Source organism: Streptomyces doebereineriae, assembly GCF_031845645.1.
Classification (GTDB): Bacteria; Actinomycetota; Actinomycetes; order Streptomycetales; family Streptomycetaceae; genus Streptomyces; species Streptomyces canus.
Genome location: NZ_JAVREZ010000006.1, coordinates 77,314 through 90,868 on the forward strand (window position 1 = coordinate 77,314; position 13,555 = coordinate 90,868).

Here is a 13,555-nt window from a genome sequence, read left to right on the forward strand (position 1 = left end):
ACTCTGGGGCCCATGCAGAGCGCGTCGGACCGGCACGAGTACCCCGCCCACTGGGAGGCCGACGTGGTGCTGCGCGACGGCGGCACCGCGCGCATCAGGCCCATCACCGTCGACGACGCCGATCGCCTGGTCAGCTTCTACGAGCAGGTCTCGGACGAGTCGAAGTACTACCGCTTCTTCGCGCCCTACCCTCGCCTGTCCGCCAAGGACGTCCACCGCTTCACGCACCACGACTTTGTGGACCGGGTGGGGCTCGCCGCCACGGTCGGCGGCGAGTTCATCGCCACCGTACGCTACGACCGCATCGGCGCCGAGGGCATGCCCGCCTCCGCCCCCGCCGACGAGGCCGAGGTCGCCTTCCTGGTCCAGGACGCCCACCAGGGGCGCGGTGTGGCCTCCGCCCTCCTCGAACACATCGGGGCGGTCGCGCGTGAGCGCGGCATCCGGCGCTTCGCCGCCGAGGTGCTGCCCGCCAACGTCAAGATGATCAAGGTGTTCACCGACGCCGGGTACACCCAGAAGCGCAGCTTCGAGGACGGCGTCGTACGCCTGGAGTTCGACCTGGAGCCCACCGACCGCTCGCTCGCCGTGCAGTACGCGCGCGAGCAGCGCGCCGAGTCGCGGTCCGTGCAGCGGCTGCTCACCCCGGGCTCGGTCGCCGTCGTCGGTGTCGGCCGCACCCCCGGCGGGGTGGGCCGCAGCGTCCTCGGCAACATCCGGGACTACGGGTTCAAAGGCCGCCTGTACGCCGTGAACAAGGCGTTCCCCGACGAGCAGAAGGAGCTCGACGGCATCCCCGCGTACCGCTCGGTGCGCGACATCGAAGGCCCCGTCGACCTCGCGGTCGTCGCCGTCCCGGCCGAGCACGTCCCCGAGGTCGTCGCCGAGTGCGGAGAGCACGGCGTGCAGGGACTCGTCGTGCTCTCCGCCGGGTACGCCGAAAGCGGCCCCGAGGGGCGCGAGCGCCAGCGTGAACTCGTGCGGCACGCGCGCGCGTACGGCATGCGGATCATCGGCCCGAACGCGTTCGGGATCATCAACACCTCTCCGGAGGTCCGGCTGAACGCCTCGCTGGCTCCCGAGGCGCCCCGCCCCGGCCGGATCGGCCTGTTCGCCCAGTCCGGCGCCATCGGCATCGCCCTGCTCTCCCGGCTGCACCGGCGCGGCGCCGGCGTGACCGGCGAGACCGGCGTCTCCACCTTCGTCTCCTCCGGTAACCGCGCGGACGTGTCCGGCAACGACGTCCTGCAGTACTGGTACGACGACCCGGACACCGACGTCGTCCTCATGTACCTGGAGTCCATCGGCAACCCCCGCAAGTTCACCCGCCTCGCCAGACGTACGGCGGCCGCGAAACCCCTGGTCGTGGTGCAGGGCGCGGGCACCGCCCCGCAGGGCCACGCCGTCCGCGCGACGCGCCTGCCGCACACCACGGTCTCCGCGCTGCTGAGGCAGGCCGGCGTGATCCGGGTCGACACCATCACCGAACTGGTGGACACCGGCCTGCTGCTCGCCCGCCAGCCGCTGCCCACCGGCCCCAAGGTCGCGATCCTCGGCAACTCCGAGTCGCTCGGCCTGCTCACCTATGACGCGTGCGCGGCCGAAGGGCTCCGGCCGTCGACCCCGCTGGACCTCACCACGGCGGCCGCACCGGAGGACTTCCACGCGGCCCTCGCGCGCGCGTTGGCGAACGACGCGTGCGACGCGGTGATCGTGACGGCCATCCCGGCAGTCGGTGAGGGATCCGCAGGCGACGCCGCGCTCGCCGAGGCGCTCAGGTCCGCGGCGGAGCAGGTCCCCGGCAAGCCGGTCCTCGTGGTCCACGTCGAGCTCGGAGGCCTCGCGGAGGCCCTGTCCGCGGCGACCAGCACCGCGCCCCAGGCCGCCCCGGGCCCGCCGACGATCCGCGCCGACCACCCCTTCCGCGCCCTGGACCGGCTGCGCGCCACGCCGGCCCCCGCGGAACCGCCCGTCGCCGAGACCAGCGAGCGCCTCATCCCCGCCTACCCCGCCGCCGAGCGCGCGGTGCGGGCCCTCGCCGACGCCGTGCAGTACGCCCAGTGGCGCCGGGAGGCCGCCGAACCCGGCAAGGTGCCCGAGTCCATCGACGCGGCCATCGACGAGAAGGGCGCTGCCGCCCTGATCGACGGCCTGCTCACCCGCGGGCAGGGCCTCACCCTCGGCAGCGAGGAGACCTGCGAGCTGCTCGGCACGTACGGCATCCAGGTCCACCGCGCCCTGCCCGCCACCACCGCCGACGCGGCCGTCCGGGCCGCCGCGACCCTCGGCTACCCGGTCGCCCTCAAGGCCACCGCCCCGCACCTGCGCCACCGCGCCGACCTCGGCGGCGTACGCCTCGATCTCGCGGACGAGGAGCAGCTGCGGCGCGCGTACGCCGAGCTGACCGAGTTGTTCGGCACCCCCGACGAACTGCGGCCCGTGGTGCAGGGGATGGCCCCGCGCGGGGTGGACACGGTGATCCGGGCCGTCATCGACCCCGCCGCCGGCGCCGTGCTGTCCTTCGGACTCGCCGGGGCCGCCTCTCAGCTGCTCGGCGACACCGCGCACCGGCTGATTCCGGTCACCGACCGGGAGGCGGCGACCCTCGTCCGCTCGATCCGGACCGCACCGCTCCTCTTCGGCTGGCGGGGTTCCACCCCGGTCGACACACCGGCACTGGAGGAACTCATGCTGCGGGTGTCCCGGCTGGTCGACGACCATCCCGAGGTCGTCGCGATCACCCTGGAGCCGGTCGTCGTCGCCCCGCGCGGCCTGAGCGTTCTCGGCGCCTCCGTGCGGCTCGCGCCGCCGCCCGCCCGCGACGACCTCGGCCCGCGGACACTTCCCGCCTACTGAGCAGCGGCGAGCGGTGCCTCGCAGTCAGTGCGCCACCGTAGGATGGACGTCATGGCCAAGACCAGTACGACGACCCAGGGGCTGCGAGCGGCGATCGAGCGCAGCGGCTACTACCCGGCCCTCGTGGCCGAGGCGGTGGAGTCCGCGCTGGGCGGCGAGCCCATCCGGTCGTACCTGGTCCACCAGGAGACGACGTTCGACCAGAACGAGGTGCGACGGCACGTGACCGTGCTCGTCCTCACCGGCAACCGCTTCATCGTCAGCCACACCGACGAGCAGGCCGCGGACAGCACGTCCCCCACGCCGTATGCCACCACCTCCACGGAGTCCGTGAAGCTCGACCGGATCTCGTCGGTCGTGGTCAGCCGGGTCGTCGCCAACCCGGAGCAGTACCAGCCGGGCACCCTGCCCCGCGAGGTCGTGCTGACCATCGGCTGGGGCGCCGTCTCCCGCATCGACCTGGAGCCCGCCGCCTGCGGCGACCCCAACTGCGAGGCGGACCACGGCTACACCGGCAGCTCCACGGCGGACGACCTCAGCCTGCGCGTCAGCGAGGCAGGGGACGGTCCGGACACCGTGCGTCAGGCGCTCGCCTTCGCCCAGGCCATCTCCGAGGCGACCGCGGACGTAGCTCGCTAATGGCGCAGCCCGCCGCCTGGGACCACCCGGAGCCCCTAGCCCTCGACACCGCGCCCGTCCCCGAGTACGGCACCGGCTCCCTCGCCGACCTGCTGCCCACCCTCGCCGCCGGCATGGCCGTACCGGGCACGACCGCCGCGATTTCCGAGCTCACCCCCGCCGACCGGAACTGCGTGTTCCTGATCGACGGCCTCGGCTGGGAGCAGCTGAAGGCGCACCCGGACGAGGCGCCCTTCATGACCTCCCTGCTGGCCGGCTCGCGCGGCGGCACCGGCCGCCCCCTGACCACCGGCTACCCGGCGACCACCGCGACCTCCCTCGCCTCCGTCGGCACCGGCCGGCCGCCGGGCGCCCACGGCCTGCCCGGCTACACCGTGCGCAACCCGGCCACCGGCGAGCTGATGAACCAGCTGCGCTGGCAGCCGTGGACCAAGCCGCAGGTCTGGCAGCCGTACCCCACCGTCTTCCAACTCGCCGACCAGGCAGGCGTGCACACGGCCCAGGTCTCCTCGCCCACCTTCCAGAACACTCCGCTGACCAAGGTGGCGCTCAGCGGCGGCACGTTCCACGGGCGGCTGTCCGGCGAGGACCGCATGGACCTCGCGGCCGAGCAACTCGCCCTCGGCGACCGCTCGTTGGTCTACACGTACTACTCCGAGGTCGATGGCGCGGGCCACCGCTTCGGCGTCGACTCCGACACCTGGCGCGGCCAGCTGATGTACGTCGACCGTCTGGTCCAGCGTCTCGCGGAGCAACTGCCCCCGAACAGCGCGCTGTACGTCACCGCCGACCACGGCATGATCGACATCCCCTTCGACGAGCAGCACCGCATCGACTTCGACGAGGACTGGGAACTGCGCGCGGGGGTCGCCCTGTTGGGCGGCGAGGGCCGCGCCCGCCATGTCTACGCCGTGCCGGGCGCCGCGGGTGACGTCCTGACCTGCTGGCGCGAGGTCCTCGGCGAGCAGTTCTGGGTCGCCTCACGCGACGAGGCGATCGCCGCGGGCTGGTTCGGGCCGCCGGGCCAGTGCGACGAGCGGGTGTACGACCGGATCGGCGACGTGGTCGCCGCCGCCCGCGACGACGTGCTCCTCATCGCCTCCGAGCGGGAGCCGAAGGAGTCGTCGATGGTCGGGAACCACGGTTCGATGACCCCCGCCGAGCAGCTCGTCCCGCTGCTCGAAGTACGCTCCTGAAACCGATCCGGCCCTGTCCACAGCAGAAACCGAAAGGTGCTCGACCTCCCATGCCCGAGCTGGTGTTCTTCTCCGGAACGATGGACTGCGGGAAGTCCACACTGGCTCTCCAGATCGAGCACAACCGTTCGGCGCGTGGTCTGACGGGCATCATCTTCACCCGGGACGACCGGGCCGGTGAGGGCAAGCTGTCCTCGCGGCTCGGTCTGGTCACGGATGCGGTCGAGGTCGAGGATGGCCAGGACCTCTACGCCTACCTCGTCGACCACCTCTCCCAGGGCGGCCGCGCGGACTACGTGATCGCGGACGAGGCGCAGTTCCTCACGCCGGAGCAGATCGACCAACTGGCCCGCGTGGTCGACGACCTGGACCTCGACGTCTACGCCTTCGGCATCACGACCGACTTCCGCTCCAAGCTGTTCCCGGGCTCCCAGCGCCTGGTGGAGCTGGCCGACCGGGTCGAGGTCCTCCAGGTGGAGGCGCTGTGCTGGTGCGGCGCCCGGGCCACGCACAACGCCCGTACGGTCAACGGCGAGATGGTCGTCGAGGGTGCCCAGGTCGTCGTAGGGGACGTCAACCAGGCCGACGACATCGGCTACGAGGTCCTGTGCCGCCGCCACCACCGCCGCCGTATGACCGCGGGAACGGCCCGCGCGGCCGCGCTTTCCCCGGACGTGCTGCCGGTCCCGTCGGCCGGGGCGCGCTTCTGACCTGACGTCCTCGGGGCCGACCTGGTCACGTCTTGTTTCAGTGCGGGTCCTCGATCAGCGCGAACCGCGCCCCCTCCGGGTCCGCCACCGTGGCCACACGGCCGTGCGGGCTGTCGTGCGGTGGGCGCAGGACGTGGCCGCCGAGGTCGGTGAGGAGGCGGGTGGAAGCGGTCGCGTCGGCCACCTCGAAGTAGGTCATCCAGTGCGGCCCCCGGTCGCGGGGAAGGGTGTGGCCGACGCCGTGAAGGCCGGCGACCGGACGGCCGCCGGCGTGGAGGGTGACGTAGTCGAAGTCGGCGGAGACCACCGGCTCCTCCTCGTAGCCGAAGACCGTCTCGTAGAACTTGGCGACGCTCACCGTCTCGAAGGTGAGCAGCTCGTGCCAGGCGGGAGTGCCCGGTACGCCCGCGACGGACGTGCCGAGGTGCGCCGCCGCCTGCCACACCCCGAAGACGGCGCCGGCAGGGTCGGAGCCGATCACCAGCCGCCCGGCGTCCCCGGCGTCCAGCGGTCCCACTCCCACCGTGCCGCCGCACAGCCGTACCGTTTCGGCTGTCAGGTCGATGTCGTCCGAGGCGAGGTAGGGCGTCCAGGCCACCGGAAGGTGGCGGTCGGGCGGCAGCTGGCCGATCCCGGCGACCTCCTGGCCGTCCAGGAGGGCCCGGACATAGGGCCCGAGCTGCTGCGGGCCCGGCACGAACTCCCAGCCGAACAGCGATCCGTAGAACTCCTGGGTCGCGGCCATCCCGTGCACCATCAGACTCACCCAGCAGGGCGTACCGGGCGTGTGCCGAGCGGGCGGGGCGGCCGACCCCCTTGCCTCGGTCATCGTCACTCTCTCCTCGGCCCCTCGCGGTGGCCGTGTCGTGTCCGTGGTCCGGACCTCCGTGCCGATGCTCGCACCACCCGCGGTGCCGCGCGCTCCGGGCACGCCGCCGCGAGGCCTCCTGTGCCAGGAGGGTGCCTGCCGCGCGGCTGCCTGACCGTTGCCACGCGATGGCCGACGGGTGTCGATCGGCTGTACAGCATGTGCCCGGTCCCGTACGCCTCGTGATCGGGCCTGTCCGGCGGAGCACAGTAGCCGGACATGGACGACGCGGCCACCCTGTGCGCAAGGATGGTGGCCATGAACGCCATCATCTCCGCATCCGAACTCGCGAGCGACCTGGTGGGCCCGAACCCGCCCGTCCTGCTCGACGTCCGCTGGCAGCTGAGCGTGGCCAAGGCGGCCGGTGAACCGCCCTTCGACGGCCGGACCGAGTACGCGGCCGGGCACATCCCGGGCGCGGTCTACGTTGACCTGGACCGGGAGTTGGCCGGCCCGGCCGGCACCGGCGGGCGGCACCCGCTGCCCGAGCTCGCCGAGTTCGGCGCCGCGATGCGCCGGGCGGGTGTCTCCTCGGGCACGCCGGTGGTCGTGTACGACGGCGGACAGGGCTGGGCGGCCGCCCGCGCGTGGTGGCTGCTGCGCTGGACGGGTCACCCGGACGTGCGAGTCCTCGACGGCGGGTTGCCGTCCTGGCAGGGGCCGCTGCAGTCCTCCGTGCCGGGTCCGGCGCTTGCCGAGGGCGACTTCGAGCCGGTGCCCGCGGCGGCCGGTCTCCTCGACGCCGACGCGGCCGCGGCGCTGGCCCGCGCGGGGGTGCTGCTGGACGCGCGCGCGGGGGAGCGGTACCGCGGTGAGGTGGAGCCGATCGACCGTGTCGGCGGCCACATCCCGGGCGCCCGGTCCGCGCCCACCACGGACAACGTCGGCCCGGACGGCCGTTTCCTGCCCGCGGAGGAGCTGAACGCCCGCTTCAAGGCCCTCGGCGCCGGCGACGACACCGAGGTCGGCGTCTACTGCGGCTCGGGCGTGTCCGGCGCCCACGAGGTCCTGGCCCTGGCGGTCGCGGGCATCCCGGCGGCGCTGTACGTCGGTTCCTGGTCGGAGTGGTCCTCGGACCCGGAGCGCCCGGTCGCCGTGGGACCGGATCCCCAGTAGACGCCCCTGTCCGGACGCGAGAAAGGGCCGCACTCGGTGAGCGCGGCCCTCTTCCTCGTACGACCGACTACTCCTGCTTCTTCCTCCGCGTCCCGAACACGATCTCGTCCCAGCTCGGGACCGCCGCTCTGCGACCCGGACGGACGCCGTCCGCCTCGGCCTGGCGGTCGGTCGCGCCGATGAGGCGGTCGCGGTGGCTGGCCACCGAACGCGGCATGAGGACATCCGCGTAGGCGGAACCGGCCGAGGCCGCGGGAGCGGGCGGCTCCTCCACCTCGGGCTCCGGATCGGGCGTTTCCTCGGCGGTCGCCGTCTCGGACGGCCGCTCCGGTACGACCATGTCGCCCCGGAAACTCGGTACGGCCTCCAACAGGCTGGTCAGCGAGTCCCGTTCAGCGACGGTCTCCTCGACGGGCTCGGCCGGGGGCAGGCTCGGCCGGTCGAGGGCGCGGTCCAGCGGACGGTCGCGCGGCAGCCGTGCGATACGCGGCACGAACGGAAAGCTGGGCTCCGGCGCGCCGAGGTCCTCGGACTCGCCGATCAGCGAGCGTGCCTCCTCGTCGACGGCCTGGACGAGCCGCCGGGGCGGATCGTATGTCCAGCTCGCCGAGTGGGGTTCGCCCGCGACGCAGTAGACCAGCAGAACCTCCCAGGTGCCGTCGTCACGACGCCACGAGTCCCACTGGACGGTGTCCTTCTCTGCGCCGCGCAGCAACAGCCGCTCCTGGACGGCCTCGCCGAGCTGCGGTCCGGCGTTCTCGCCGGGCCGGCGGACCGGAGTCTTGCGGGCTCGTTCGGCCATGAAGGCGCGCTCGGCGAGCACAGGGCCCTCGAAGCGCCGTACACGGTCTACGGGGATACCTGCGAGCTGGGCTACCTCTTCCGCGGTGGCACCTGCGCGTATACGCGCCTGGATGTCGCGGGGACGGAGATGGCTTTCGACCTCGATCTCGATCTGACCGAGGCGCGGACGGTCGCCGCGCACCGCTGCGCGCAGCCGCTCGTCGATCGGAAGCGTGTACTCCGTTGAGTCGGCAGCCTTCAGCACCAGCCGTGTGCCGTCATTCGAGACGGCCACGACACGCAGTTCGGGCATGGGGACCTCCCGGGTGGTGCCTGCCGACGTCACGTGCGTCGCTGCTTCCGCTAGTCGAGTGTGACCTGCCCGGGTGCAGCCTGCCACAACCTTGCCGAGTTGCCCGGCGTGTCGGGCACCAGCCCTGGATCGCCGTTATGGCACGGTTACTTATTCGCAACGCTGAGTGACCAACTCCGTCACCCTGTGCAACTAGCCCCCTCCCGGCGCCCTTTGAGATTCACGGACGCCCTGGCGGGAGACCGTACCCAGGGCTCGCCACAGTACTCCATTTGGGCCACCTGCGTGGATTGGCGCGCCACTCAACTTCGTTCAAGAAACGGCGCCCGGCCGTTCGTTGAGCGGTCTTCGGGATCTTGGACGTGGCGTAATTCACGGAATCGCCTGAAACGGAACTATTGGCTTCCCGTGTGCGTCCCCCGACCGTCCCGCTAGGAGCCCAACACCCGCCGCAAGTAGTCGTTCTGAAAGCGACGGTCGGGGTCGAGCCGGTCCCGGAGCGCGGTGAACTCGCCGAAGCGCGGGTAGACCCCGGCGAAGTACTCCGCGTCGCGCGTGTGCACCTTGCCCCAGTGCGGGCGCCCCTCGTGCGCCGTGAAGATCCGCTCGGCAGCCGTGAAGTACGCCTGGTACGGCGTCCCCTTGACCATGTGGACCGCGATGTACGCGCTGTCGCGGCCCGAGGCGGTGGACAGCGTGATGTCGTCGGCGGGCGCGGTGCGCACCTCCACGGGGAAGCTGACCTTCAGCCCGGAACGCTCCACCATCGTCCTCAGTTCGCGCAGTGTCTCGACGACGGCCTCGCGCGGGACGGCGTACTCCATCTCCACGAACCGCACCCGGCGGGGCGATGTGAAGACCTTGTACGGGATGTCGGTGTACGTCCGGGCGGACAGCGCCTTACTGGAGATCCGCGCGATCGAGGGGATCGTGCCCGGCACCGCGCGGCCGACCCACTGGGCCACCTGGAACACACCGTTGGAGAGGAACTCGTCCTCGATCCAGCCCTGGAGCTGCGGCACCGGTTTCTCGGGGCCCGCGCTGCGATTGTTGCGCTTGGTGTTGGTGCTGCCGGTGTGCGGGAACCAGTAGAACTCGAAGTGCTCGTTCTCGGCCCAGAGTTCGTCGAAGGTGCTGGTGACCTTGTCGAAGCTCATGGGCTCCTCGCGGGCCGTGAGCAGGAAGACCGGCTCGACGGCGAACGTGATCGCGGTGACGATGCCGAGCGCGCCCAGGCCGATCCGGGCGGCCGCGAAGACCTCGGGATTCTCCTTCTCGGAGCAGCTGAGGACCGAGCCGTCGGCCGTGACCAGCTCAAGTCCCCTGATCTGGGCGGCGATCGAGCCCGAATCGCGGCCCGTGCCGTGCGTGCCGGTGCTGGTGGCCCCGGAGACCGTCTGCTCCATGATGTCGCCCATGTTGGTCAGCGACAGGCCCTCGCGTGCGAGAGCCATGTTGAGCCTCTTGAGCGGCGTACCGGCCTCCACCGTGACGGTCATGGCGTCCCGGTCAATGTTGCGGATGCCGGTCAAGAGTTGAGGGCGGATCAACACACCGTCGGTCGCGGCTATCGAGGTGAAGGAGTGCCCGGTGCCGACCGCCTTCACCTTGAGACCGTCCTCGGCGGCCTTCCGTACGGCAGCCGCCAGCTCGTCGACCGAGGCGGGCGTGACCTCCCGGGCGGGACGCGCGGCCACATTGCCGCCCCAGTTACGCCACGTGCCGTTCTTCGCGCTCGCTGCCGTGCTCAACGCTGCCTCCCCGACGTGGAGCCGGCCTGCTGAGCCGGCGGTACCCCAGGAAACCGACCGCGACCGCGACGGCCCCGGACACCGCCGGAACCCCGTACCCGGCGCGCGCACCGGCCGCGTCGATCACCCAGCCGGCCACGGAGGAGCCGAGCGCGACCCCGACCGCGAGCCCGGTACTGATCCAGGTCATGCCCTCGGTCAGTTGCGCGCGTGGTACGTGCTGCTCGATCAGGGACATCGTCGTGATCATCGTGGGAGCGATGGACAGGCCCGAAACGAACAACGCCACGGCCAGAAACGGCAAGTTTCCGACCAGTAGGAGGGGGATCATACTCACGGCCATCGCGCATATGCCCAGCAGCCAGCGAGGTTCGGGCCGTCCCCCGAAGTGCAGCAGCCCGAACACGAGGCCCGCGACGCAGGATCCCGCCGCGTAGAGGGCGAGCACGAGGCTCGCGGCGCCCTTGTGGCCCTGCTCGTCGGCGAAGGCCACGGTGACCACGTCCACCGCCCCGAAGATCGCCCCGGTCGCCACGAAGGTGGCCACCAGGACCTGCAGGCCCGGCGCGCGCAGTGCCGTACGGCCGCCGTCGTGCTCGCGGGGGTGCGGGGCCGGTTCGGTGGCCCGCTGCGCGGTCAGCCAGAAGACGCCGACCGCCAGGAAGCAGGCGGCGAGCAGCGGACCCGCCTCCGGGAACCAGGCCGTGGACAGCCCGATGGAGATGATCGGCCCGAAGATGAAGCAGACCTCGTCGACGACGGACTCGAAGGAGTACGCGGTGTGCAGCTGCGGGGTGCCGCGGTACAGGGCCGCCCACCGCGCGCGGATCATCGCGCCGAGACTCGGCACCGAGCCGATGCCGACGGCGCACACGAACAGCACCCAGTCCGGCCAGCGGAAGTGCGCGGCGAGCAGCATCCCGGCGGACGCCACCAGCGCCACGAGCGTCGCCGGGCGCAGCACCCGCCGCTGGCCGTGCAGGTCCACCAGCCGGGAGACCTGCGGGCCGATCGCCGCGGCGGCCAGCGCGATAGTGGCCGACAGCGTGCCCGCGAGGCCGTACCTGCCGGTGAGCTGGGAGATCATCGTGACCACGCCGATGCCCATCATCGACAGCGGCATCCGGCCGACGAAGCCAGCGGCGGCGAAACCCTTGGAGCCGGGAGCGGCGAACAGGGCGCGGTAGGGGCTGGGCACAGGGGTTCTCCGGTCGGCCGGTGAGCAGCGGCTCGGGCAGCGGTAAGGCGCGAATACGCCTCATACAGCTTACGAGTGAGGTGACCCTAACGCACCCCGTCGGACGGGCCGGGAACCCGCGTGGTCACCCCGCCGTTTCCCGGCTGTCAGCACCGGATGACAGGATCGACCCATGCGAGACGCGCTCGATGCCACCCCCTACGACGCCCTGCTCCTGCTCTCGTTCGGAGGCCCCGAGGGCCCCGACGACGTGGTCCCGTTCCTGGAGAACGTGACGCGCGGGCGTGGCATCCCCAAGGAACGCCTGAAGGAAGTCGGCCGGCACTACTTCCTGTTCGGCGGGGTCAGCCCCATCAACGACCAGAACCGCGCCCTGCTGGACGCCCTGCGCAAGGACTTCGCGGACCACGGCCTGGGCCTGCCGATCTACTGGGGCAACCGCAACTGGGCGCCCTACCTCACCGACACCCTGCGCGAGATGATCGCCGACGGCCACCGCCGCATCCTGGTCCTCGCCACCAGTGCCTACGCCTCCTACTCGGGCTGCCGCCAGTACCGCGAGAACCTCGCCGAGTCGCTGGCGGCCCTTGAGGCCGAGGGCCTGGAGCTGCCGAAGATCGACAAGCTGCGGCACTACTTCAACCACCCGGGTTTCGTGGAGCCCATGGTCGACGGGGTGATCGAGTCCCTCGCCGAGCTCCCCGAGGGCGTCCGCGACGGCGCCCACATCGCCTTCTCGACCCATTCGATCCCGAACGCGTCCGCGGACACCTCCGGTCCGGTCGAGGGCCATGGCGAGGGCGGCGCGTACGTCGCGCAGCACCTGGAGGTCGCCCGGCTGATCGCGGACGCCGTCCGTGAGCGCACCGGCGTCGACCACCCCTGGCAGCTCGTCTACCAGTCGCGCTCCGGCGCCCCGCACATCCCGTGGCTGGAGCCCGACATCTGCGACCACCTGGAGGAGCGCCACGGATCCGGCGTCCCGGCCGTGGTGATCGCCCCCATCGGCTTCGTCTCCGACCACATGGAGGTCCTCTACGACCTCGACACGGAGGCGAAGGCCAAGGCCGAGGAGCTGGGCCTGCCGATGCGCCGCTCGGCGACCGTCGGCGCCGACCCGCGGTTCGCCGCCGCCATCCGCGACCTGGTCCTGGAGCGGGCCGGGGTGGAGCGCGGGCAGAAGGTCACGCCCTGCGCCCTCGGCGCGCTCGGGGCCGACCACAACGTCTGTCCGGTCGGCTGCTGCCCGGCCCGTGCCGCCAAGCCCGCAGCCGCGGGCGTCGACAGCCCGTACGCGTGAGGAGCCCCGTGACCGACCCCCTGCACGCGCAACTGCTCCGGCTCGCCCAGGAGGCGGCCCGTCGCGCCGGCGCCCTGCTGCGGGACGGCCGCCCGGCCGACCTCGCGGTCGCCAGGACCAAGTCCAGTCCCATCGACGTGGTGACCGAGATGGACATCGCGGCGGAGAAGCTGATCACGGACCTGATCTCCGAGCACCGCCCGGACGACGGCTTCCTCGGCGAGGAGGGCGCCTCCACCGAGGGCACGAGCGGGATCCGCTGGGTGATCGACCCCCTCGACGGCACGGTCAACTACCTTTACGGGCTGCCGACTTGGTCCGTCTCCATCGCGGCCGAGCAGGACGGCGAGACCGTCGTGGGAGTCGTCGCGGCGCCGATGCGCGGCGAGACGTACCACGCGGTCCGGGGCGAGGGCGCCTGGGCCACCGGCGCGTGGGAGGGTGAGCGCAGGCTGACGTGCCGCCCGGCGCCGCCCCTGGACCAGGCCCTGGTGTCGACGGGCTTCAACTACGTCACCAAGGTCCGCACCCACCAGGCCGAGGTGGCCCAGAAGCTGATCCCCCTGCTCCGCGACATCCGCCGCGGCGGCTCGGCGGCGGTCGACCTGTGCGACCTGGCCGCAGGCCGCCTGGACGGCTACTACGAGCGAGGCCTGAACGCCTGGGACTACGGTGCGGGCGACCTCGTCGCCCGGGAAGCGGGCGCCCTGACCGGTGGCCGCCCCGGAGAACGCCCGAACCCCGGCCTCACCGTCGCCGGTACCCCCGGGGTCTTCGAGCCCCTCCAGGAGCTCCTGGAGGGCTTCGGCGCCTGGCACGACTGAC

The 13,555-nt window shown here is 72.1% G+C and carries 11 protein-coding genes; 7 read left to right on the forward strand and 4 right to left on the reverse strand.

Annotated elements, in window-relative coordinates; genetic code table 11:
• The first annotated feature begins 12 nt into the window (after positions 1-12).
• From RNB18_RS19065 to RNB18_RS19080, 4 genes are read left to right on the forward strand one after another with little or no spacing between them, the layout of a single operon-like run.
• Positions 13-2,856, forward strand: coding sequence for a bifunctional acetate--CoA ligase family protein/GNAT family N-acetyltransferase (locus RNB18_RS19065; protein ID WP_311715284.1), 2,844 nt, complete (start codon positions 13-15; stop codon positions 2,854-2,856).
• A gap of 42 nt (positions 2,857-2,898) precedes the next feature.
• Entirely contained in the window at positions 2,899-3,495 is a 597-nt protein-coding gene (locus tag RNB18_RS19070; RefSeq protein ID WP_311715620.1) for a DUF5998 family protein, read from the forward strand.
• On the forward strand, positions 3,495-4,691 hold the full coding sequence (locus RNB18_RS19075; protein ID WP_311715285.1) for an alkaline phosphatase family protein: 1,197 nt from the start codon (positions 3,495-3,497) through the stop codon (positions 4,689-4,691). The genes RNB18_RS19070 and RNB18_RS19075 overlap by 1 nt, the downstream gene beginning before the upstream one ends.
• A gap of 50 nt (positions 4,692-4,741) precedes the next feature.
• Positions 4,742-5,401, forward strand: coding sequence for a thymidine kinase (locus tag RNB18_RS19080; RefSeq protein ID WP_057611284.1), 660 nt, complete (start codon positions 4,742-4,744; stop codon positions 5,399-5,401).
• Between the two features lie 37 nt (positions 5,402-5,438).
• On the opposite strand, the gene RNB18_RS19085 is transcribed toward RNB18_RS19080, so the two are convergent.
• Positions 5,439-6,230, reverse strand: a complete 792-nt coding sequence (locus tag RNB18_RS19085) for a VOC family protein (RefSeq protein ID WP_311715286.1) — start codon at positions 6,228-6,230, stop codon at positions 5,439-5,441.
• 297 nt (positions 6,231-6,527) lie between these two features.
• Here RNB18_RS19085 and RNB18_RS19090 point away from each other — a divergent pair, with 297 nt between their 5' ends.
• Positions 6,528-7,385, forward strand: a complete 858-nt coding sequence (locus RNB18_RS19090; RefSeq protein ID WP_311715287.1) for a sulfurtransferase — start codon at positions 6,528-6,530, stop codon at positions 7,383-7,385.
• A 67-nt stretch (positions 7,386-7,452) separates the two neighbouring features.
• Here RNB18_RS19090 and sepH read toward each other — a convergent pair whose 3' ends face one another.
• From sepH to RNB18_RS19105, 3 genes are all read right to left on the reverse strand, one after another.
• Positions 7,453-8,481, reverse strand: coding sequence for a septation protein SepH (sepH, locus tag RNB18_RS19095; RefSeq protein ID WP_311715288.1), 1,029 nt, complete (start codon positions 8,479-8,481; stop codon positions 7,453-7,455).
• 431 nt (positions 8,482-8,912) lie between these two features.
• The gene (locus RNB18_RS19100) at positions 8,913-10,232 is read right to left on the reverse strand and encodes a D-arabinono-1,4-lactone oxidase (RefSeq protein ID WP_311715289.1); all 1,320 of its coding nucleotides are present in this window, start codon (positions 10,230-10,232) and stop codon (positions 8,913-8,915) included.
• On the reverse strand, positions 10,192-11,430 hold the full coding sequence (locus RNB18_RS19105) for an MFS transporter (protein WP_311715290.1): 1,239 nt from the start codon (positions 11,428-11,430) through the stop codon (positions 10,192-10,194). Before RNB18_RS19105 ends, RNB18_RS19100 begins: the two co-directional genes overlap by 41 nt.
• Before the next feature lie 172 nt (positions 11,431-11,602).
• Between RNB18_RS19105 and RNB18_RS19110 the strand changes: the two genes are divergently transcribed.
• Positions 11,603-12,730, forward strand: a complete 1,128-nt coding sequence (locus RNB18_RS19110; protein ID WP_311715291.1) for a ferrochelatase — start codon at positions 11,603-11,605, stop codon at positions 12,728-12,730.
• Positions 12,731-12,738: 8 nt separating this feature from the next.
• Positions 12,739-13,554: an inositol monophosphatase family protein gene (locus RNB18_RS19115; RefSeq protein WP_311715292.1), complete on the forward strand. Its 816-nt coding sequence runs from the start codon at positions 12,739-12,741 to the stop codon at positions 13,552-13,554.
• The last annotated feature ends 1 nt before the right edge of the window (position 13,555 follow it).